We start from the raw sequence: 23,780 nt of genomic DNA, 5'->3' as shown, positions 1-23,780 counted from the left end.
CTATGAGCGACTACGCCCTGCTGTACATTTTATTCGCGCCGTTTGCCGGTGCCATCGCACTGATCTTCGTCTCGAATCGCCAGGCCATGCTCGTACGGGGCATCGCGTGCTTCTCGGCCTTCGTCTCTCTTCTGATGTCCTTGTATGTGTTCTATGCCTACGACCCCGTCGCGGGCGGTTTTCAATTCGTCCAAAAGTTCGAATGGTCCAGGCAGCTTGGCATCTCCCTGCATCTGGGCGTCGACGGGATCGGCACCCCCCTGGTGCTCGCATCATCCATCCTGTTGTTCGCCGGCATCTTCGTGTCCTGGCACATCAAGGATCGCACGAAGGAGTTCTACATCTGGCTGCTGATTCTCGCCGCTGCCACGATCGGCGTATTCATGTCCCTGGATCTGTTCTTCCTGTATTTCTTCTATGAAATGTCCGTGATTCCCATGTACCTGCTGCTCGGCATGTGGGGGAGTCACACCAAGAAATATCTCGAGATGACGGATTCCGAGGGCATGAAACTTCGGGATTCCGTCGGCTTTATCTTCAATTTCGGGGCCAACAGCAAAGAATACGCGGCCATGAAGCTGGTGCTCTTCCTCTCGGCGTTCGCAGTCGCGGCACTCATGGGCATCCTGCTCATCTACAAGTACTCAGGACTGAATACCTTCGACATTCTCCAATTGCGGGAACACGCGAAGTTGATGAATATTCCCGTCCTCGGAACCACGTTGGACAAGATCATTTGGCTGCTGATCTTTTTCGGCTTCGCGTCCATCGCGCCGATCTGGCCCTTGCACTCCTGGTCGCCGGTGGGCCACGCGGCTGCACCGGCCGCCACCAGCATGCTGCACGCCGGCGTCCTAATGAAACTCGGGCACTTCTCTATTATTCGCGTCGCCTTTGAGATCCTGCCGGAGACGACTCGCGAACTGATGCCGATTGCCGCAGTCTTGTGTGTCTTCAGCATCATCTACGGGGGCTTCGTCGCCTACTATGCGAAGGACACGAAATACGTCATCGGCTATTCCAGTTCCAGCCACATGGGCTATGTCTTCCTTGGAATGGCCGCCCTGGATTACATCAGTCTCAGCGGAGCGGTGATCTACATGTTCGCCCATGCCATGGCCACCGGCATGCTCTTCGCCATGGCGGGCTGGGTGTACGATCAAACCCACACGCGCGACATTCCCTCACTCGGCGGCTTATCCAACCGGATGCCGTTCATCGCCGGCTGTTTCGTCGTCGGCTGCATGGCCTCCATCGGGATGCCCGGCACCGTAAACTTCATCGCCGAGGTCATGATCATCGTGGGAAGCTGGAACAAGTATCCGTTCCAAGTCATCATCGCCGTCGTCGGCATCGTTCTCACGCTGGCTTACCTCTTCAAGATGATGCGCGGACTCTTCTACGGCCCGATGGACCAGAAATACAGCCACTCGCACGACGCCATCGCCATGGTGGACCGCGTACCGCTCTTGATCATGATCGCGGTGAGCGTGGGATTCGGCCTCTTCCCGATGCACCTGTACAATGTCGTGCGTTCGGGGGTCGATCCGCTCGTCGCCAGGGTCACGCGCGTCGTCCCGGTGGCGTCGATGCCTCTTGATGCCGTGCCGGCGGCCGTTCCCTCGCTCGGCGATACCGCAAATCCGGCGCTTCCTCACCTGGCCCGCCGGGCCTCGGAGGTCGCGCCATGACTTTTTCGTTGAACATGTCTCCCGCGGATTTGCTCCTTCTGCTGCCGGAAATCATTCTGACCTGCTGGCTCTGCGTGCTGCTGATCGTGGATTTCTCGTTTCCCCGTCTGCCGAAAGAGAACCTGGCCTATCTGAGTATCGCCGGCCTCGGCATCACACTGGCCTGCTTGATCTGTTTCGACCTGTTCGGACTCACCGGCACCCTGTTCGCAAATATGTTCGTGGTCGACCGCATGGCCCTGTTTTTCAAGATTTTCATCGTGGCCGCGACGATCCTGGTCATCCTGGCCTCCATCGAGTTCGTGCACCGCTTCACGTTTTTCCGCGGCGAATACTACTTCCTGGTCGCCATGTCGGCTCTGGGCATGATGTTCATGGCTTCGGCCAACGACTTGCTCTCGGTCTTCGTCACGTTGGAATTCTCGACCTTCGGGTTCTACGTGCTGGTGTCCTATCTGCGCGAGGACGTGGCCTCCAACGAAGCCGGACTGAAGTTCTTTATTCTGGGAGTCTTCGCCGCCGGTCTGTTGGCCTACGGCATCAGCCTGGTCTACGGCGAAACGGGCAAGCTCGTCTTTTCCGACATGAAATCCGCCCAAGCCACGCCGGGTCTCATCATCGGCTTCCTCCTCATCTTCGGAGCCCTGGGATTCAAGATCGGGGCGGTGCCGTTTCATTCGTGGATTCCCGACACGTATCACGGCTCGCCGACGCCGGTGACTGCGTTCCTGTCCATTGCGCCCAAAGGCGCGGCTTTCGCGATCCTCCTGCGCATGTTCTTCGTCGCGCTCGCCACGTTCAAACCGACCTGGGTATTGATCCTCGTGGCGGCTTCCGTCCTTTCCATGACGTACGGCAACATCGTGGCCATTGCCCAACGGAACATCAAACGGCTTCTGGCCTATTCCGGGATCGCCCAAGTCGGCAATGTGCTGATCGGCCTGGCCGCCGGAACAAAAATGGGGAACGACGCGATCCTGTTCTACCTCTTGACGTATCTGTTCGCGAATCTCGGCGCCTTCGCCATCGTGATCGCGGTCAGCCAGGCCATCGGCAGCGAAGAAATCGACGATTACAGCGGCCTGGGCCGGCGCTCGCCTTTCCTGGCCTTCTCAATGCTCATCTTCCTGCTGTCCCTGGCCGGCGTGCCGCCGTTGGCAGGGTTCATCGGCAAGTTGTACATCTTCGTGGCCGCCATCAAGGAAGGCCTGTATACCCTGATTACCGTCGGACTGATCAACATCGTCATTTCGATGTATTACTACCTGATCGTCGTCAAGAAGATGTACATCGTCGAACCCCACGACCCGTCACCGTTGACGGTGTCCGGACCGATGAAGGCCGTCGTGTACATCGGACTGGCCGGCACGCTGATCATCGGCGTGTATCCGCAACCCGCCATCGATTGGGTAGTCGCGGCGACGATGATGTTCACCGACCTCGCCGGCCCCGCCGCCTCACTTCCCGTTCCTCCACCGGTCATTCCATCCGGCGGCTGATACCTCGCCGGTTCCCCACGGTCTCTCTCGGTCTTCGACTGAAATATTGCTTGCAGCACGGTCAGGCCCAGAGTAGAGTTCCGTAAGCTGGCGCCCGTGCCCGTCCCGCTGACCGCCTTCGTTCAGCCATGGAATCTGCTACGCAGGACCGCCCAACCTCTATCCCAGCCGTTTCGCCTGATCCGTCAGACGCCTTATCGGCCTCATCCAAGGTGCGCACGCCGCATCGCCGGAGGTTGCCGGCGTGGGCGACCCGGTGGTCGCTGGAGCAACGCGTCTTGGCCGGATTCGGCCTCGTGTTTGCCGGCATCGTCGTCATCAGCGCCATTTCCTATCGCAATACCTCCATCGTCGTCCGTAATAGCCATCTCGACACCGCCAGCCACGAGCTCATTCAACTGCTGGCCTCAATCGGCCACACGCTCGATGCCGCGGAGAACGGTCACCGTCGCTTCCTGGTGACGGGCGACGACTCGTATCTGAAAGCGCACCGTAGCGTCCTGGAGCAGGCTCCCGAATATTTCCGCTATCTCGAACTGCTGACCGCCGACACACCGGAGCAGGCGCCCCGCGTGGCGAGGCTGGAGGAATTGATCAACCGCCAAATCCAGGCGGAGGTCCAGGCCATCGAGGAGCGGGAACGGCGCGGCGCGGAGGGCGTGCGGCACCTCGCTCTCTCCGGAGCCGCAAAACACGAGCTCTCCGAGATCCACGCCGTGATGGCCGAACTCGAATCCGATGAGCAACGCCTGACCCAGATCCGAGTCGTCCAATCGACGGCGAGCACCCGCAATACCATCGCGCTCTTGGTTCTCGGAGCCCTGTTGCAATTGGTGCTTCTCGGATCAGTCTACTATCTGATCCACTACGACGTGACGGCGCGCCGCCGCATCGCCGGCGAGCTCAAACGCCGCGGCGAGCTTCTCCAAGCCGCCAACAAAGAACTCGAGGCCTTCAGCTATTCCGTCTCCCACGATCTCCGTGCGCCGCTTCGTCACATCGACGGTTACGCGTCGCTGCTCGCGAAGACGGCGGGATCGACGCTGACCGACAAGGCTCAACGGTATCTGCAGACGATCTCGGATTCCGCCAAACAGATGGGGCAGCTCATCGACGATCTTCTCGTTTTCTCCCGCATGGGTCGACAGGAAATGCTGCACGCCACGGTCGACCTCAACCAGCTGGTCAAGACGGTCATTCATGATTTGCGGCTTGACTTGCAAGCCAAGCCCATCTCCTGGACAATTGACCCGTTGCCGGAAGTGTCCGCCGATCCGGCCATGCTCAGGCAGGTGTACATGAATCTTATCTCCAACGCCGTTAAGTTTACGGCGACGAGAAGCGAGCCGAAGATCGCAATCGGCGTCCGCGACGGGGCACCGGGGGAGATTGAATTGTTCGTACGCGACAACGGAGTCGGCTTCGACATGCAGTACGTCAACAAGCTCTTCGGCGTGTTTCAGCGGCTGCACCGCAACGACGAATTTGAAGGAACCGGCATCGGCTTGGCCAATGTGAGACGGATCGTCCATCGACACGGCGGTCGAACCTGGGCTGAGGGCGCGCTCGACCAGGGAGCCACATTTTACTTTTCTCTCCCGATCAAGAGGTCCTCCTGATGACGACCGTCAAACCCATCCTGCTCGCTGAAGACAATCCACGGGACGCGGAACTGGCGCTGGCCGCCATGGAAGAGCATCATATTGCCGACAAGGTCGTCGTCTGTCATGACGGGGCCGAGGTGCTCGACTACCTGTATTGTCGGGGCTCCTATCGGGGACGCCAACAAGGCAACCCGGCGGTCGTCTTCCTGGATCTCAAAATGCCGAAAGTCGACGGGCTCGAAGTGTTGCGGACCATCAAGAACGACGCCGACCTCAAACCGATTCCGGTCGTCATGCTGACGTCGTCGAGGGAAGAACGCGACCTCGCCGAGAGCTACGCCCTGGGAGCCAATGCGTACGTGGTCAAACCGGTTGAGTTTCATCAATTCATCACCGCGGTCAAGGAGCTGGGAGTCTTTTGGGGGGTCATCAACGAGCCACCGCCGCCCGGCCTCGAGTCTCGATCCTAACCTCTCCATAAAGGACATGTGAGCCAGCCGCTCCGTCTGCTGCATCTTGAGGACAATCCGGTCGACGCCGAATTGGTGCTGGCGACGTTGACCGAGTCAGGACTCACGTGCGCCTCTCATCGGGTGGATACCCGTACCACCTTCCTGGCCGCGCTCAAGGCGGGATCCATTGACCTGATCCTGGCCGACTACTCTCTGCCTGGATTCGACGGCATGAGCGCCCTCGCCCTGGCCCGCCAGTATGCGCCGGACATTCCCTTCCTGTTCGTCTCGGCCCTGATCGGCGAAGAACTCGCCATCGACGCGATGCACCAGGGGGCGACGGATTACGTGCTGAAGCAGCGCCTGGGCAGGCTCGTCCCCTCAGTTCAGCGCGCATTGAGGGAGCGCGACGAGCGACGGGAGCGGCAACGGGCCGAACAGGCCCTCAGGCAGAGCGAGAAGCAATTTCGCCAGGCGCAAAAAATGGAAGCCGTCGGACGCCTGGCCGGAGGCATCGCGCATGACTTCAACAACCTCCTGACCGTGATTATGGGATACGGCCACGTGCTGTCGACCGAGTTGGGATCGGATCACCCGCTGCACGGCAAGATCGACGAAACTCTCAAGGCCGGCGAACGGGCCGCCATGCTGATCCGTCAGCTTCTGACGTTCAGTCGAAAGCAGCCTCTCGAGCCGAAGCTCCTCGCCATGAATGGCGTCATCACGAACCTGGAAGGCATGCTGCGCCGTCTGATCGGCGCCGACATTCGCCTGGTCATTTCGCTCGATCCTTCCAACAGTCAGGTGCGAGCTGATCAAGCCCAGTTGGAGCAAGTGGTGATGAACTTGGTCGTCAACGCCAGGGACGCAATGACCAACGGCGGGATCTTGACGATCGAATCGGCCCTAGTGGACATTACGACGAGTCCTCCGTATCACGTCCGGCCGCTGACACCGGGACCGTACGTCAGACTGTCGGTGAGCGATACGGGCTGCGGCATGGATCGCCAGACACGCTCACACCTTTTCGAACCGTTTTATACGACGAAAGAGGAGGGGAAAGGCAGCGGGTTGGGGCTGTCGACCGTCTTCGGAATCGTCACGCAATGCGGCGGCGCGATCGACGTCAGCAGCCGCCCCGGACACGGCGCGAGATTCGACATCTATTTTCCCAACGTGCGCGGCGAAATCCTTTCGCCGGCACACGAAGAACATGGTCCGCCCCGACGGGGTACTGAAACCATCCTCCTGGTCGAGGACGATACGAGCGTGCGGATGCTCGTCCGCGACGAACTCCGAAAGTTGGGCTATCATGTCATCGAGTCGAAAAACGGGGTGGAGGCCTGTTTGCTCGCCAGCCAGCATGTCGGATCCTTGCACCTGCTGCTGACCGACATGGTCATGCCCGGCATGGGCGGACGGGAATTGGCGAACCACCTCCTGATCATCAAGCCGGATCTCCGCATTCTGTTCATGTCGGGATACACGGACGACGTTGGAATTCTGTCCGGCCAAGATGACGACACCACCGCATTTCTCCAGAAACCGTTTACGCCGGAAGTATTGGCGCAAACGGTCCGCCAGCTTCTCGATACGGTCATCCCAGGGTCAAGGACCCTGACGGGACGTTCGCCAGGACGGAAGCGCTGATGCTCGCCATCATTGTGCGTCCGGTCACTCGACGATGACAATCCCGACTGCTTCATTCCGTCCCTCTCCGTTCATCGGACTCAGCCGCTTCCTGTGCCTCCTCTTCATCTCGGCGATGACACTACTGCCCGGCGGTCCGACGGCTGCATGGGCCCGACCTCCTTCCTGGGAGCAGGTGGCCGACGGATTGCGCGTCACGCTCTGGACCACTCCCTGTCCGGATGTTCCACCGCTGATCCTGATCGCGATCGATCCCCGTCGCTATCGCTTTTCGGTTCATTACTACCGGAACGAGGGGCTTGCCCAACCTCCTGACATCCACGAATGGCAAACGCGGACGGGCCATGATCTTGTCTTCAACGCCGGACTGTTCCGGGAAAACTTCGCCTATTTGGGACTCTTATTTGGCAACGGCATGTCGCTCGGCGGCAAGCAGCACGGGACATGGCTGGGGCTGTTCGTCGCAGAACCTACCCGCGCCGGCGATCCTCCTGCCAAGATTCTGGATCTCGCCGTCGAATCGTTTGATGTCAGAGAACTTCCCTACCAGGAAGCCGCGCAGTCACTCATGCTGTTGGATGAGAACGGGACCGTGCGCGTGCGACGCTCGGGGAAACAAGCGCAGCAAACGATCCTGGCGGAAGAAATCGGCGGGCCGATGCTGGTGGTCAAAACGACTCAACCTGCGACGTTGTTCGATATCGGTCAATGCTTGCACGAGGAGTTTCCGACGATCCGGCGGGCGATGGCAATGGATGGAGGGTCGTCATCGGACGTCGCATTAGGTCCGGTGTTGCGTCGCAACGCGACTCACGCGGATCTTGGGGCCGGGTGGATGCCGTTTTTTGCCGACACGGGCTCGGGTCACATCGGATTGCCTGCCGTCATTGGCATCAGTCCGAGACATTCATCGGCACCGGCTACGAAGACTCCGCCGCGCAAGTCAGCGACCCGCTGAGGCAATGGGATAGCCCGCTTCCATCCAGGCATTCATGCTGCCGCTCACGTTATACACCCGCGTGTATCCGAGATCTGCCAGCGCCTCCGCCGCGATGCCGCTGCGACGGCCCGACTGACAATAGACGACGATGTGATCGCCGTAGTCGGCGCCCAGTTCCCGGTGACGAGCCTTGATTTCGCGGAAATCGATATTGAAATCAGTCCCCGGAATATAGCCTCCCGCGTGCTCTTCGGGAGAGCGGACGTCGATGAGCACGAATCCCTTCCGATCCGGAGAACCGGCCTTGTTCAATCCGGCTCGGAGTTGTTGCACGGTGAGAAGATACGAATGGTCAGCCGACACCGTTCCAATCGTGAGCACAAACACCGCCACTGTCCAGGCCATGCATGTTGCAAGTCGCGTCCTCATCGCCGTCCTCCTCAGCTGAGCCTTGCCGGATGATTCATTCGACAACGCCGTACACCCTCATTATGATAGGTGGATCATGAAGTTTCGGTCAAGCCTCGCATGTATCCTACTGTTGTGTCTCGCCGGCTGTGCCGACGGTGCCAGGCTGGTTCAGAACGATGACTCCGGAGGGGTCGTTGTGTATCCCTTCAAAGGTGACCAGGGAGCCGTGCTGTCCTCATTCCGTAAGGACGCGCTGACTCTGATCAAAGAGAAATGCGGAGGCCCCTATACGATCGTCCGCGAAGGAGAGGCGAAAGGCAGGGCAAGAATCGCAGGCGCGGTGGAAGGATCTCAAGAAATGGTGCGGGAACGGCGATGGGGCATTGAGTTCCGGTGCAAATAACGTGGTACCCCGCGACACTCACGCTTAGACCGGCGTCGCCCCCTGACGAGTCAGATCTTCGATCGTCAGCAACGCGATGAGCGAGACCCCCTCTTGCTCCACACGTGCACGTCCATTTTGCTCCTTCCGGTCCACGATCACGAGCGCCTGCCGGACGATCAACCCCATCCCGCGGGCGGCCGCCACCGCCTTCAGCAGGGAACCTCCGCTCGTCAATACATCATCGACGATGAGCGCCCGGTCTCCCGGACGTGCGGCTCCTTCGACCAATTTCCCCAGACCATGGTCTTTCGCCTGCTTGCGCACGACAAACGTACGCCAGTCGCGGCGTGGGATAGCCTGATATCCGCAATCCGAGATCGTCGTCGCGATCGAAATGGCCCCGATCTCGAGTCCACCGAGGCAATCGATATCGCTTCCAACCAATGCCTCATTGGCCAACATTCCGACGAGGCGCCGCGCCGACGGGTGCGCCATGAGGGAGCGACAATCGACGTAATAGGGACTCCTCTCGCCGGAAGCCAGAACGAATCCCTTCTGTGAATCCCATTTGAACGACTGAGTCTCGTGAAAGGCTCGGGCCAGCTCACCCTTCATCTCCGTCATCGTCGAGTCACCGATCGTCATGACTGCTCCTCAGTTTCTCTCAACTTCCCTAGGCGCCATACGTACAAAAACTGACAATTAATTGACCCTACTGGACGTTCACGATAGGGTCAGACGACCCTAATGGACGTATTTATATCGTGCCGCATAGACGCTAACAAGAGCCTCGCATGCCGGCCGGACAGGTCGTCGCAGGCCGTGAGGGAGTCTCCATTCGTTCGACTGCAGGCGGCGGCTCGGCTTCACCGGACTCGGTCTTGTTACGAACTTCAGAAGAGGCGTCGGGGTATACGGCGCAACCGATGGAAACCAGAAAGACGGGAATGAGCAGCAGCCAGACCAACAAGGGGAACCTCACAGCGTCTGAAACCGGCTCATCTTGGCATAGCTCGGCGGCAAAGTGAAGCGACAACGGATGGGCCAGGGAACAACTCCTCATACGCGCGGGTATCGATGGGCGGCCGCCCTCCTCGTCATGATCGCCTCGGCCCTGCCGTGGCCGAGCCGCGCCGAAACGGTCGGCGGCGACCATCTGTTGGTCAAAGGCTTTTCGTTCACCGGGAACACGGTCGTCTCACAAATGGAACTGGAGAGGCTGACTCAGCCGTACATCGGTCAGTCGCTCGCATTACCGGACCTTGAGCGAGTGGCCGGGACCGTCCAGGATCTCTATAAGAACAAGGGCTATACGCTCGCCACCGCCTACATTCCCCAACAGGACATCCGGTTCGGCGTGGTGAACATTGCCATCCTCGAGGGCCGGGTGGGAGAGATCGTCGTCACCGGCAACCAACACTATTCGACGGAATTCATCCGCGGCAGTTTTGCCCAGGCCATGGAAGACAACGTTATCCGCAATGTGGCGTTGGAGCGGGCGCTGCTGTTGCTCAACGATTACCCGGACCTCAAGGTATCGGCCGTCCTGGAACCGGGCACCTCGACCGGTTCGACGAACGTTCAGGTGAAAGCCGAGGACAAGCGCCCGCTCCATGCGTCGTTGGATTTCAACAACTACGGCTTCAACACGATTTCCCGTTACCGCATCGGCGCAGGAGTCGAAGCCGGGAACGTCCTGTTCGACGGCGCCACCCTCAATTTGAACGGCATCATCGGAAACCATCCCGATCAGTTGCTGTTCGGATTCGGCTCATACGCGGTGCCTATCGGCGTGCATGGAACCAAGCTGGTCCTCTCCGGATCGGGAGGCATGTTCAACGTGGGAGCGGAACTGGCGGCATTGGGCATCGAAGGCCGCATCCAGACGTTCGACGCCTCGGTGACGCATCCCTTCATCAAGACACGGTTTCAATCCCTGCTTGCCGATTTCGGTTTTGCGGGAAAAAACAATCAGCTCTTCACGCTCAGTCAACAAACCGGGGACGACCGGATTCGCGAGTTGAAGCTGGGAATCAATTACGATCGCCTCGACCTGTCCGGTCGCACCTATTTCTCGCTGTACGGATTCCAAGGTCTCGGAGAAGCACTTGGAGGCATGTCGAACAACGATCCTCAATCGACCAGACTGGGCGCCGACGATCGATTCACCAAGGGAACCCTGATGGCAGGTCGGGTGCAGAGCCTGGGGCATGACCTCCTCCTGCTCTTGAGAGCAAGCGGCCAGCTGACCACCCGACCCCTGGTCGTCATCGAACAGATGCTGCTGGGCGGGCCGGACTCCGTACGGGGCTATCAACTGGGCGAACGCTTTGTCGATGAAGGCTATACCCTTTCAGCCGAAACGCGCATTCCCTTTTTCACGTCCCTGATGCCCAACGCGTTGAAGCAAACCCAGGGGTCAGTCTTCATCGATTATGGTGCCGGCCGACTGAAGAATCCTCAGCCCGGCGAGATCAGCTCGACCAGCCTGACCGGCACCGGCGTCGGCCTGCAGACGGAGTTGCCGTATTTTTCCACCAAGTTCCGCTGCGACGTGGGCTTTCCCCTGGGTCCCACACCAAGCGGCGGAACGATATCCGGAGGTCGTTCCCCCACCATTTATATACAGGCCATCGCAAGGTTCTGAACGAGTGTGACCGATAGGGAACAAAGGCGGCAGACTATGAGCGGCTTCGACAGAGCAATCGCACGACATGGCTGCAGAAGCCTGATCAGTCGCCGTCCACGGTTCCGACGTTCCCGTGCCGTCCGGGGACTATGCGCCTTGCTGGCAACGCTCCAGCTCCTATTGCCGAGCCTTGCCGCCGCTCTGCCGAGCGACGGGAAAGTCGTCGGCGGGCATGCCACCATTCAACATACGAACCCCAATACTCTGGATATTCATCAATCCACGGACAAAGCCATCATCAACTGGCAGAGCTTTTCGATCGGCGGACATGAATCCGTGCGCTTTGCGCAGCCCTCCGTCAACTCGATCGCATTGAACCGGGTCGTCGGCGTCGATCCATCGGTCATCTTGGGCCAGCTGCAGGCGAACGGCCGCATCTTTCTCATTAATCCCAACGGCATCCTCTTCGGAGCCGGAGCCCAAATCAACGTCGGTGGCCTGCTGGCCACGACCCTGCAAATCCGTGATGAAGATTTCATGGCCGGCCGGTTTCTCTTCGCCCAGGATCCCCTGAAGGGCCTGCGAAGCGTCATCAATCACGGCACCATCCGGGTTTCCGACCATGGCTTCGTGTTCCTCGTGGCACCGGGCGTGGCCAATGACGGACTCATCGTCGCCAACCTCGGCAAGGTGGTGCTGGGCTCCGGGCAACAACTGACCTTGGACTTGATGGGCGACGGACTCATCAATTACGCCATCAACGGAAAGGTACTGGACCATGTGACAGGGATGGATGGCAAGCCGCTGTCCTCGGCCGTCAGCAACTCAGGCACCATTCAAGCCGACGGAGGACAGGTCATCCTGTCCGCCAAGGCCTCCGGCGATATCTTCTCATCCGTCGTCAATCAAAGCGGGGTCATTCGGGCCAAGAGTCTCGTCAACCACGGCGGCAGCGTTCGCCTGGAAGGCTCAGACTCCGTGGCCAATACAGGCACCGTGGGATGGCAGGCCAATCTCGGTCAAGTGAAGAATGCGGACGGGGCGGTTCTCAATACCGGAACGATCGACGTTTCGGCCGCGCAACCGGGTGCCGCACAAGGCCAGGTCACCGTGACCGGTCAGAACGTCGGCGTCGCGGGAAACATACTCGCTCGCGGAGCGGAATGGGCACAGGGAGGGCAGGTCCTGATTTCTTCGACGAAGAACACCGTGGTCACGGGCAACAGCGTTATTGATACCTCCGGCAGCGGACACTCGAGCGCCGGCAATGCGGTAATTTGGTCGGACGGCAATACGCAGTTCGGCGGACAAATCCAAGCGACCGGCGGTTCCCTCGCGGGCGATGGCGGCCATGTTGAAGTATCGGGCCATCGCAATCTGGCCTTTACGGGACAGGTTGATACGCAGGCTCCGAATGGCACCATGGGAACATTACTGCTCGACCCGACGAACATCACGGTGGCGACAGGCGGCACGGCAACCGCCGCACAAGTGGATCAATTCGCCGACCCGGACTGTGCGGCCGGCGGTTGCACCATCTCACCCACGACGATCAATGCCAATGCCAACATCACCTTGCAAGCCAATAACGACATTACGGTGTCGAATGCCATCGCCAAGACCAACTCCGGTCGCACGCTGACAATGCAGGCCGGCCGCAACATCACCCTGAATGCGAACGTCAGCACGACCAACGCCGCGATTTCCATGACAGCAAACGACGCGGCAGCCGGTGCAGGCAGGGCGGCCGGTGCAGGCAGCATTTCTGGAGCAGGCAACGTCAGTTCCGGCAACGGCGCTATCAACCTGACCCTCGGCACCAACGCGGGCGGGGCAGGCAGCATCAACCTGACAGGAACCGTGACCTCAAGCGGCACCACGACGATCAACGCCGGTGCTGCAAATAACGCGACGCTGAACAACGGAGCGAACAACTTTGGTACCGTCGCCGTCGCCAGCGGCAACAACGTCACGGTGAGTGATACGAATGCGTTGGTCTTGGGCACCTCAACCGTGAGCGGGAATCTCAATGTCACCACCGGCGGCGCCGTCACTCAGAGCGGCGCGCTCGCCGTCACCGGCTCGACCACCGTCGCTGCCGGCGCCAACAACATCACGCTCACCAATGCCGCCAATGACTTCAGTACCGTCGGCATTACCAGCGGCAACAACGTCGCGCTCCGGGATGCCAACGCCCTGGATCTCGCCGCCTCCACTGTCGGCGGTACCCTGGGAGTCACGACCGCCGGGGCCATCACGCAATCCGGCGCCCTGAATGTCAGCGGCACGACCACCTTGGCCGCCGGTGCCACCAACGACATCACTTTGAATAACGCCGGGAACGTCTTCGGCACCGTCGGCATCACCAACGCCAACAATGTCACACTACAAGACTCGACCGCCCTCAACCTCGCCGCCTCGACGGTTTCCGGTGCCCTTAACGTGACGGCCAACGGCGCTATTACGGACAGCGGCAACCTGGTGGTCACGGGCACAACCACGTTGGCTGCCGGAGCTGCCAACAATATCACGCTGAATAATACCAACAACTTTAGTACCGTCAGTATCACCAGCGGCAATAATGTGACGTTGGTGGATAGCAATGCGATCGATCTGGGGGCCTCGACCATCAGTGGGACGTTAGGCATCACCAGCGCGGGAGCGATCACGCAATCCGGCGCTCTGAATGTCGCCGGCACGACCATCTTGGCCGCCGGCGCCGCCAACAACATCACTTTGAATAACGCCGGAAACGTCTTCGGCACCGTCGGCATCACCAACGCCAACAACGTCACGCTACAAGACTCGACCGCCCTGACCCTCGCCGCGTCGACCGTCAGTGGCACCCTGGGCGTCACCACCAACGGCGCCCTGACCCAGAGCGGCGCCCTCACCGTCGCCGGGGTCACGACCCTCGCCGCCGGCACCGCTAACGACATCACCTTGAATAATGCGGCCAACAATTTCTCCACCGTCGGCATCACCAATGGCAACAATGTCTCGCTTCGGGATACGAACGCCCTCATCCTCGGCGTCTCCACAATCAGCGGAGCCTTCGACGTGACGACGAACGGCGCCCTGACCCAGAGCGGCGCCCTCACCGTCGCCGGCGCCACGACCCTCGCCGCCGGCGCCGCCAACAACATCACTTTGAATAACGCCGGAAACGTCTTCGGCACCGTCGGCATCACCAACGCCAACAACGTCACGCTACAAGATTCGACCGCCCTCAACCTCGCCGCGTCGACCGTCAGTGGCACCCTGGGCGTCACCACCAACGGCGCCCTGACCCAGAGCGGCGCCCTCACCGTCGCCGGGGTCACGACCCTCGCCGCCGGCGCCGCTAACAACATCACCTTGAATAACGCAGCCAATAACTTCTCCACCGTCGGCATCACCAATGGCAACAACGTGGCGTTGGTCGATAGCAATGCGCTCGTGCTAGGAACCTCGGCCGTCTCCGGCACCCTGGGTGTCACCACCAACGGCGCCCTGACCCAGAGCGGCGCCCTCACCGTCGCCGGGGTCACGACCCTCGCCGCCGGCGCCGCCAACAACATCACCTTGAATAATGCGGCCAACAATTTCTCCACCGTCGGCATCACCAATGGCAACAACGTGGCGTTGGTCGATAGCAATGCGCTCGTGCTAGGAACCTCGGCCGTCTCCGGCACCCTGGGTGTCACCACCAACGGCGCCCTGACCCAGAGCGGCGCCCTCACCGTCGCCGGGGTCACGACCCTCGCCGCCGGCGCCGCCAACAACATCACCTTAAATAATGCGGCCAACAATTTCTCCACCGTCGGCATCACGACCGGCAACAATGTCGCCCTCACCGATGCCAATGCCCTGACCCTCGCCGCGTCAACCGTCAGTGGCACCCTGGGCGTCACCACCAACGGCGCCCTGACCCAGAGCGGCGCCCTCACCGTCGCCGGGGTCACGACCCTCGCCGCCGGCGCCGCTAACGACATCACCTTGAATAACGCAGCCAATAACTTCTCCACCGTCGGCATCACGACCGGCAACAATGTCGCCCTCACCGATGCCAATGCCCTGACCCTCGCCGCGTCAACCGTCAGTGGCACCCTGGGCGTCACCACCAACGGCGCCCTGACCCAGAGCGGCGCCCTCACCGTCGCCGGCGCCACGACCCTCGCCGCCGGCGCCGCCAACAACATCACCTTAAATAATGCGGCCAACAATTTCTCCACCGTCGGCATCACGACCGGCAACAATGTCGCCCTCACCGATGCCAATGCCCTGACCCTCGCCGCGTCGACCGTCAGTGGCACCCTGGGCGTCACCACCAACGGCGCCCTGACCCAGAGCGGCGCCCTCACCGTCGCCGGGGTCACGACCCTCGCCGCCGGCACCGCTAACGACATCACCTTGAATAATGCGGCCAACAATTTCTCCACCGTCGGCATCACCAATGGCAACAATGTCTCGCTTCGGGATACGAACGCCCTCATCCTCGGCGTCTCCACAATCAGCGGAGCCTTCGACGTGACGACGAACGGCGCCCTGACCCAGAGCGGCGCCCTCACCGTCGCCGGCGCCACGACCCTCGCCGCCGGCGCCGCCAACAACATCACTTTGAATAACGCCGGAAACGTCTTCGGCACCGTCGGCATCACCAACGCCAACAACGTCACGCTACAAGATTCGACCGCCCTCAACCTCGCCGCGTCGACCGTCAGTGGCACCCTGGGCGTCACCACCAACGGCGCCCTGACCCAGAGCGGCGCCCTCACCGTCGCCGGGGTCACGACCCTCGCCGCCGGCGCCGCTAACAACATCACCTTGAATAACGCAGCCAATAACTTCTCCACCGTCGGCATCACCAATGGCAACAACGTGGCGTTGGTCGATAGCAATGCGCTCGTGCTAGGAACCTCGGCCGTCTCCGGCACCCTGGGTGTCACCACCAACGGCGCCCTGACCCAGAGCGGCGCCCTCACCGTCGCCGGGGTCACGACCCTCGCCGCCGGCGCCGCCAACAACATCACCTTGAATAATGCGGCCAACAATTTCTCCACCGTCGGCATCACCAATGGCAACAACGTCACCCTCACCGATGCTAACGTCCTGAATCTCGCAGCCTCGACTGTCAGTGGCACCCTGGCCCTCACCACGGGTGGCGTGCTGACTCAGAGCGGTGCGCTGGCCGTGACCGGCACAACCAGTTTCACTGCTACGGCGGCTGCGAGCGACATCCTGCTTGATACTCAAGCCAATAGTTTCGGGGGAACCCTCTCGTTTGCAGGCACTCAGGCGAATTTTCGAGATGTGCAACTTCGGAATATCAGCGCGAGCGCGACCGTTCCCACCCTGGCCGGCCTGACCAATTTGCGCAACCTGACCTTGACTTTCAATAATGCCGCGGTCGCCTTGCCGGCCGTAACGTTGACCGGCGGCGGAAACTTGACAGTCACGGCCGGCGGCGCCATCACCGACACCGGCAACGTCGTCGTGCCCGGGACGACGACGTTGACGGCAGGAACGAACAATATCACGCTCGACAATGCCAATAACTTTACCGGCTCGGTCTCGATCGTCAGCGGCAACAACGTCACCTTGAACGACATCAACGCTCTGGATCTGGGCACCTCCACGGTCAATGGCACGTTGGGGGTCACGACGGCAGGAGCCATCACCCAATCCGGAGCCTTGAACGTGGCCGGGATCACGACCCTCGCCGCCGGTGCCGCCAATAACATCACCTTGAATAACGCAGCCAATAACTTCTCTACCGTCGGCATCACCAATGGCAACAACGTCGCCCTCACCGACGCCAACGCGCTGAGCCTCGGCACATCCACCGTCAGCGGGACATTCAACGTCACCACTAACGGTGCTCTGACCCAAAGTGGCCCCCTGGTTGTGACCGGTTCCACCACCTTGGCCGCTGGCGCCGCCAACGATATTACTCTGAACAATGCCGCCAACAACTTCTCGACGGCGAGCATCACCAGCGGCAACAACGTTGCCCTCGCCGATGCCAACGCCTTGATCCTCGGCGCCTCCACCGTCAGCGGGACGTTGGGGGTCACCACGGCAGGGGCCATCACGCAATCCGGAGCCTTGAACGTCGCCGGAGTCACGACCCTCGCCGCCGGCGCCGCCAACAACATCACCTTGAATAATGCGGCCAACAATTTCACCACCGTCGGCATCACGACCGGCAACAACGTCGCCCTCACCGATGCCAATGCTCTCGATCTCGGGACATCCACGATCAGCGGCACCTTCAACGTGGCGGCCAACGGGGTCGTAACCCAGAGCGGTGCGCTGAATGTGACCGGCGCGACGACCCTGGCCGCCGGTGCCGCCAACAACATCGTGCTGAATAATGCCGCTAACAACTTCAGCACGATCGGCATCACCACCGGGAACAACGTCACACTCCGTGACGCCAACGCACTGATTCTTGGATCCTCCACGATCGGCGGAACCTTCGACGTGACGACGAACGGCGCCCTCACCCAGAGCGGTCCGCTGAATGTAGGTGGCACGACCACTCTGGCCGCGGGATCCGCCAACAATATTGTCTTGACCAATGCCGCCAACAACTTCTCAACGGTCGGCATTACGAGCGGCAATAACGTCGCCCTCACTGACAGCGCTGCGCTCACTCTTGCCGCTTCCACGGTCAGCGGCACGCTCGACGTCACGACAGGAGGAACGCTGAGTCAGTCAGGTGCACTGACGGTGACCGGGACAACCACATTGACGGCGACGGCAGCCAATAGCGACGTGCTCCTCGGCACGCAGGCCAACAACCTCGGCGGAGCCTTTTCATTTGCCGGAACGCAGGCCAACTTCCGCGATGTCTCCCTGCGCAATGTAAACGCGGGGGCGACTGTACCGACCCTGGCCGGCCTGACGAATCTCCGCAACCTGACCTTGACCTTTGACAACGCGCCCATCACATTGCCCACTCTGACACTGACGGCCGGCGGCAACTTGACCGCCACTGCCGGTGGCATGATTGCTCAGTCCGGAGCGCTGACTGTTCCCGGCACCATGACCCTGGCCACCACGGTGGCCGGTTCCGATATTCTCCTCAACACCCATGCCAATAACATCACCGGTGCTGTCACTCTTGGCGGGACCACCAGCAACATCCGCGATCTGGGCTTGCGGAATCTCAATGCCGGCGCCACCATGCCCACCCTGGCCGGCCTCACCAATCTGCGCAATCTGACCCTGACGTTTGACAATGCACCCATCACCGTACCCACGCTCGCCGCCAGTGGTGCCGTGAATCTGACGGCCGGTGGCTCAATTACCCAATCCGGCACCATGACGGTGGGCGGCACCACGACGTTGGCCACGACCGTGGCCGGTTCCGATATTCTCCTCAACACGCAGCCCAATAACTTCACCGGAGCGATTGCCTTCGGCGGAACCACGAGCAACATCCGCGATCTGAGCCTGCGCAATGTGAATGCCGGCGCCAGCGTGCCCACCCTGGCCGGCCTCACCAATCTGCGCAATCTGACCCTGACCTTCAACAGTGCCCCGGTGGCCCTACCGGCTCTGACCCTGACCGGCGGCGGGAACTTGACGGTCACGGCCGGCGGCGGCATCACCGACACAGGGAATCTCGTCATCCCCGGCACCACGACCTTGACGGCCGGGGTGAATGACATCACGCTCGACAACGCCAACAACTTTACCGGCCCGGTCTCGATCGTGAGCGGCAACAACGTCACGCTCACTGACATCAATGCCCTCACGCTCGGTGCCTCGACCATCAATGGCACGTTAGGGGTCACCACCACCGGCGCCCTCACCCAGAGCGGCGCCCTGAATGTCGCCGGGACCACCACGCTCGCCGCCGGCGCCGGTAACGACATCACCTTGACGAATGCCGGCAACGACTTCAGCACGGTCGCCATCACCAGCGGCCACAACGTCGCCCTCACGGATAGCAATGCCCTGGTGCTCGGTGCCTCCACGGTCAGCGGCACGCTCGGCCTCACGGCCGGCGGGCCGCTCAGCCAGTCGGGAGTGCTGAACGTCACCGGCGTCACTACATTCACGGCCACCACTACAAATACTGACGTCTTGTTGGCAACCCAGGCCAATGACTTTGGGAGTGCGATCGTATTCGGCGGTACGCAGAGCAACCTTCGTGACGTGCGGCTGCGCAATGTGAATGCCGGCGCCAGCGTGCCCACCCTGGCCGGCCTCACCAATCTGCGCAACCTGACCCTGACCTTTGATAATGCCCCGATCTCGCTGCCGGCGTTGACTGCGAGCGGGAATTTGACCCTGACGGCCGGCGGGACGATTGCTCAGTCCGGTGCGGTGGCGGTGGGCGGCGCCACCACGCTGGCCACGACCGTGGCCGGCTCCGATATCCTCCTCGACACGCAGCCCAACAACTTCACCGGGGCAATGGCCTTTGGCGGGACCACGAGCAACATCCGCGATCTGGGCCTGCGCAATGTGAATGCCGGCGCCAGCGTGCCCACCCTGGCCGGCCTCACCAATCTGCGCAACCTGACCCTGACCTTTGACAATACGCCGATCTCGCTACCGGCACTAGCATTGACGGCCGGCGGGAATTTGTCTGTCACGGCCGGCGGCACGATCACTCAATCCGGCGCGCTGACCGTTCCCGGCACTACCACGCTGGCCACGACCGTGGCCGGTGCCGATATCCTCCTCGACACGCAGCCCAACAACTTCACCGGGGCAATGGCCTTTGGCGGAACCACGAGCAACATCCGCGATCTGGGCCTGCGCAATGTGAATGCCGGCGCCAGCGTGCCCACCCTGGCCGGCCTCACCAATCTGCGCAATCTGACCCTGACCTTTGATAATGCCCCGATCTCGCTGCCGACTCTGACCGCAAGCGGGAATCTGGCCGTCACGGCCGGGGGTGCGATCAGTCAAACCGGCACGCTGATCATTCCCGGCACCACGACCTTGACGGCCGGTGCCAACGACATCACTTTGACGAATGCCGGCAACGATTTCAGCACGGTCGCCATCACCAGCGGGAACACCGTCGCCCTCACGGATGCCAATGCCCTGGTGCTCGGTGCCTCGACCATCAATGGCACGTTAGGGGTCACCACCAACGGCGCCCTCACCCAGAGCGGCGCCCTGAATGTCGCCGGGACCACCACCCTCGCCGCCGGCGCCGGTAACGACATCACCTTGACGAATGCCGGCAACGATTTCAGCACGGTCGCCATCACCAGCGGGAACACCGTCGCCCTCACGGATGCCAATGCCCTGGTGCTCGGTGCCTCGACCATCAATGGCACGTTAGGGGTCACCACCAACGGCGCCCTCACCCAGAGCGGCGCCCTGAATGTCGCCGGGACCACCACGCTCGCCGCCGGCGCCGGTAACGACATCACCTTGACGAACGCGGCTAACGACTTCAGCACGGTCGCCATCACCAGCGGGAACAACGTCGCCCTCACGGATAGCAATGCCCTGGATCTCGGTGCCTCGACCATCAATGGCACGTTAGGGGTCTCCACCACCGGCGCGCTCACGCAAACCGGCCCCTTGAATGTGACCGGCGCCACCACGCTCGCCGCCGGCGCCGCCAACGACATCACCTTGACGAACGCGGCTAACGATTTCAGCACGGTCGCCGTCACCAGCGGGAACAACGTCGCCCTCACCGATAGCACTGCCCTGGATCTGGGTACCTCCACCGTCAGCGGGAATCTGGCCGTCACGGCCGGGGGTGCGATCAGTCAAACCGGGGCCTTAACCGTGGGCGGAGCCGCGGGCTTCGATACGACCGCCGCCGCCACGCTCGGCTCCGTGACCCTGGCCAATGGCGCGGCCCTCACGCTCCACACCTCCACCGTGGGCGGCAATCTGACCGCGACCACCACAGCGGGCGATCTCACACTGCCGGCCGGCCACACCCTCACCGTCGTCGGCGATGCCACCCTGACGCCGGCCGGTAATGTGACCCTCTTGGGCACGACCCAGATCGGGGGCACCCAAGCGTCCATCGGAGGAACCGGCTCCAGCTTTGTCTTAGGAGCCGATACGAATCTCAATGCGCTACCGTTACCCGGCACCGGCAACATCACGGTCACCACGACCGGCACCACCGCCACCTTTGCCGGCCCGCCGCTGCTGCCCTCGGCCATTACGCTCGGCAACACGGCCAATCAGTTCGGCGGCCCGGTCTCCGTCACCACCGCGGCCCCGGCCTTCACCGGCAGCACCACCGCCACGCATAACCTGACCCAGAGTGCCCCGGTCACCTTGAATGTCGGGCAGAGCCTCACCGTCACGGATCTCGGCGGCACCGCCGGCACCCGCGGCAACATTACCTTGACCAATACGGCCAACAGTTTTGAGACCGTCACCTTCACGGGCGGCAACATCGCCTGGGCCGAGACCGGCCCGGTCACCATCGGCGGGGTGAGTGCGAATGCCGGGGCCACCTCCACCGGCACGCTGGCGGTGACCGCCACCGGCCCGCTCACGCAAACCGGCGCCATCCTCGCCGCGGGCCCGACCACGCTCGCCGCCGGCGCCGCCAACGACATCACCTTGACGAATGCCGGCAACGACTTCAGCACGGTCGCCATCACCAGCGGCCGCAACGTCGCCCTCACTGACATCAATGCGCTCACGCTCGGCGCCTCCACGATCAGCGGCACGTTAGGGGTCTCCACCACCGGCGCGCTCACGCAAACCGGCCCCTTGAATGTGACCGGCGCCACCACGCTCGCCGCCGGCGCCGCCAACGACATCACTTTGACGAATGCCGGCAACGATTTCAGCACGGTCGCCATCACCAGCGGGAACACCGTCGCCCTCACGGATGCCAATGCCCTGGTGCTCGGTGCCTCGACCATCAATGGCACGTTAGGGGTCACCACCAACGGCGCCCTCACCCAGAGCGGCGCCCTGAATGTCGCCGGGACCACCACGCTCGCCGCCGGCGCCGGTAACGACATCACCTTGACGAACGCGGCTAACGATTTCAGCACGGTCGCCATCACCAGCGGGAACACCGTCGCCCTCACGGATAGCAATGCCCTGGTGCTCGGTGCCTCGACCATCAATGGCACGTTAGGGGTCACCACCAACGGCGCCCTCACCCAGAGCGGCGCCCTGAATGTCGCCGGGACCACCACCCTCGCCGCCGGCGCCGCCAACGACATCACCTTGACGAACGCGGCTAACGACTTCAGCACGGTCGCCATCACCAGCGGGAACAACGTCGCCCTCACGGATAGCAATGCCCTGGATCTCGGTGCCTCGACCATCAATGGCACGTTAGGGGTCTCCACCACCGGCGCGCTCACGCAAACCGGGCCGCTCACCGTCACTGGCGCCACCACGCTCGCCGCCGGCGCCGCCAACGACATCACCTTGACGAATGCCGGCAACGATTTCAGCACCGTCGCCGTCACCAGCGGGAACAACGTCGCCCTCACCGATAGCACTGCCCTGGATCTGGGTACCTCCACCGTCAGCGGCACGTTAGGGGTCACCACCACCGGCGCGCTCACACAAACCGGGCCGCTCACCGTCACTGGCGCCACCACGCTCGCCGCCGGCGCCGGTAACGACATCACCTTGACGAACGCCGGCAACGACTTCAGCACGGTCGCCATCACCAGCGGGAACAACGTGGCGCTCACCGATGCCAATGCCTTGATCTTGGGCACGTCGACGATATCGGGCAATCTTTCGACGAACGCCGCGGATCTCACCATTGCCGGCGCAGTAGCATCGACCGGTGGAACTCTGAGCCTGGCGGCGACAAATTCAGTGACACAGCTTGCCGCTCTGACCACAAACGGGGCCAACGGCACCACAGTATCGGCGGGAGGCCCAATCACGATGGCGGCGGCGGCCACAACCACTAGCACGACCGGGTCGCTCGACTATACGGCGGGCACAGACGTCACCTTGGGGTCATTGAACACAGGAGGCAGCGTTTCCGTGATCGCAAATGGAGGATCCGTGTTCAGCGCGGTCGGATCCGGCACCAATGTCACGGCCGGTGCAAACTCGACCCTTCAAGCGCTTAACGGAGTCGTGGGCACCCAAACAGCGCCGGTGAGGGTCAACATTAACCCAGGCACACTCAGCATCCGTGCCACAGGAGCAGTGAGCGGCATATCAGCATTCTTGATGGGGGCGGTGCTGCCGGGCAACGCACTGACTTTGCTGAACGTTCCGCCGGGAACCGTGTGTTTTAACAGTTGCCCGCTGCCGCCGAACAATGATCCTCTCGCGGGCGTGAGAGGGATCATCCCCTCATTCAACGTGCAATCGGTCATCCCCTGGTATCGTCAGCAACCTTCGGATCCACCCATGATCAGCGTATTCTCGACTTACGTTCCCCAATCTGTTCTGACGGAGAAACAGGTGAACGTGCAAGGAACCGGGCAAAGCATACGGCGTGAAGTCACCCCCTGCTTCCCTCTCAGTTCTTGCAGTCCTCCCGCGACGACACTCTCCGCGCCTGTGGGCAAAGAAGGAGCCGCCGCCCGCTGACCTTACGGG

The 23,780-nt window shown here is 61.7% G+C and carries 11 protein-coding genes; 9 read left to right on the top strand and 2 right to left on the bottom strand.

Annotation, left to right across the window (positions count from 1 at the left end):
* The first annotated feature begins 2 nt into the window (after positions 1 to 2).
* The 6 genes from NSJP_RS05895 to NSJP_RS05870 all read left to right on the top strand — a co-directional run bounded on the left by NSJP_RS05895 (position 3) and on the right by NSJP_RS05870 (position 7,854).
* Positions 3 to 1,691 (top strand): complex I subunit 4 family protein, encoded by a 1,689-nt coding sequence (locus tag NSJP_RS05895; protein WP_080885994.1) that lies wholly within the window; start codon positions 3 to 5, stop codon positions 1,689 to 1,691.
* The gene (locus NSJP_RS05890; protein ID WP_080885993.1) at positions 1,688 to 3,190 is read left to right on the top strand and encodes an NADH-quinone oxidoreductase subunit N; all 1,503 of its coding nucleotides are present in this window, start codon (positions 1,688 to 1,690) and stop codon (positions 3,188 to 3,190) included. The genes NSJP_RS05895 and NSJP_RS05890 overlap by 4 nt, the downstream gene beginning before the upstream one ends.
* A gap of 236 nt (positions 3,191 to 3,426) precedes the next feature.
* Complete coding sequence (locus NSJP_RS05885; RefSeq protein WP_197685490.1) at positions 3,427 to 4,809, top strand: sensor histidine kinase; 1,383 nt, start codon at positions 3,427 to 3,429, stop codon at positions 4,807 to 4,809.
* Positions 4,809 to 5,264, top strand: a complete 456-nt coding sequence (locus NSJP_RS05880) for a response regulator (protein WP_080885992.1) — start codon at positions 4,809 to 4,811, stop codon at positions 5,262 to 5,264. Before NSJP_RS05885 ends, NSJP_RS05880 begins: the two co-directional genes overlap by 1 nt.
* Positions 5,265 to 5,282: 18 nt before the next feature.
* Positions 5,283 to 6,896 (top strand): hybrid sensor histidine kinase/response regulator, encoded by a 1,614-nt coding sequence (locus tag NSJP_RS05875; protein ID WP_080885991.1) that lies wholly within the window; start codon positions 5,283 to 5,285, stop codon positions 6,894 to 6,896.
* Positions 6,897 to 6,930: 34 nt separating this feature from the next.
* Entirely contained in the window at positions 6,931 to 7,854 is a 924-nt protein-coding gene (locus NSJP_RS05870; RefSeq protein WP_080885990.1) for a hypothetical protein, read from the top strand.
* Here NSJP_RS05870 and NSJP_RS05865 read toward each other — a convergent pair.
* The gene (locus NSJP_RS05865; RefSeq protein WP_080885989.1) at positions 7,840 to 8,265 is read right to left on the bottom strand and encodes a rhodanese-like domain-containing protein; all 426 of its coding nucleotides are present in this window, start codon (positions 8,263 to 8,265) and stop codon (positions 7,840 to 7,842) included. The two genes, NSJP_RS05870 and NSJP_RS05865, sit on opposite strands and share 15 nt — an antisense overlap.
* A 76-nt stretch (positions 8,266 to 8,341) precedes the next feature.
* Between NSJP_RS05865 and NSJP_RS05860 the strand changes: the two genes are divergently transcribed.
* Positions 8,342 to 8,650 (top strand): hypothetical protein, encoded by a 309-nt coding sequence (locus NSJP_RS05860; RefSeq protein ID WP_080885988.1) that lies wholly within the window; start codon positions 8,342 to 8,344, stop codon positions 8,648 to 8,650.
* 24 nt (positions 8,651 to 8,674) lie between these two features.
* Here NSJP_RS05860 and pyrE read toward each other — a convergent pair whose 3' ends face one another.
* Positions 8,675 to 9,277 (bottom strand): orotate phosphoribosyltransferase, encoded by a 603-nt coding sequence (pyrE, locus tag NSJP_RS05855; protein WP_080885987.1) that lies wholly within the window; start codon positions 9,275 to 9,277, stop codon positions 8,675 to 8,677.
* Positions 9,278 to 9,656: 379 nt separating this feature from the next.
* On the opposite strand from pyrE, the gene NSJP_RS05850 reads away from it, so the two are divergent.
* On the top strand, positions 9,657 to 11,279 hold the full coding sequence (locus NSJP_RS05850) for a ShlB/FhaC/HecB family hemolysin secretion/activation protein (RefSeq protein WP_172834196.1): 1,623 nt from the start codon (positions 9,657 to 9,659) through the stop codon (positions 11,277 to 11,279).
* Between the two features lie 138 nt (positions 11,280 to 11,417).
* Positions 11,418 to 23,771 carry a hypothetical protein gene (locus tag NSJP_RS05845; protein ID WP_080885985.1) on the top strand — a complete coding sequence of 4,118 codons (12,354 nt, stop codon included), beginning with the start codon at positions 11,418 to 11,420 and terminating at the stop codon, positions 23,769 to 23,771.
* Positions 23,772 to 23,780 lie beyond the last annotated feature (9 nt).

The sequence above is a fragment of the Nitrospira japonica genome (assembly GCF_900169565.1).
Classification (GTDB): Bacteria; Nitrospirota; Nitrospiria; order Nitrospirales; family Nitrospiraceae; genus Nitrospira_C; species Nitrospira_C japonica_A.
This window is presented reverse-complemented; position numbering and strand designations above follow the sequence as displayed.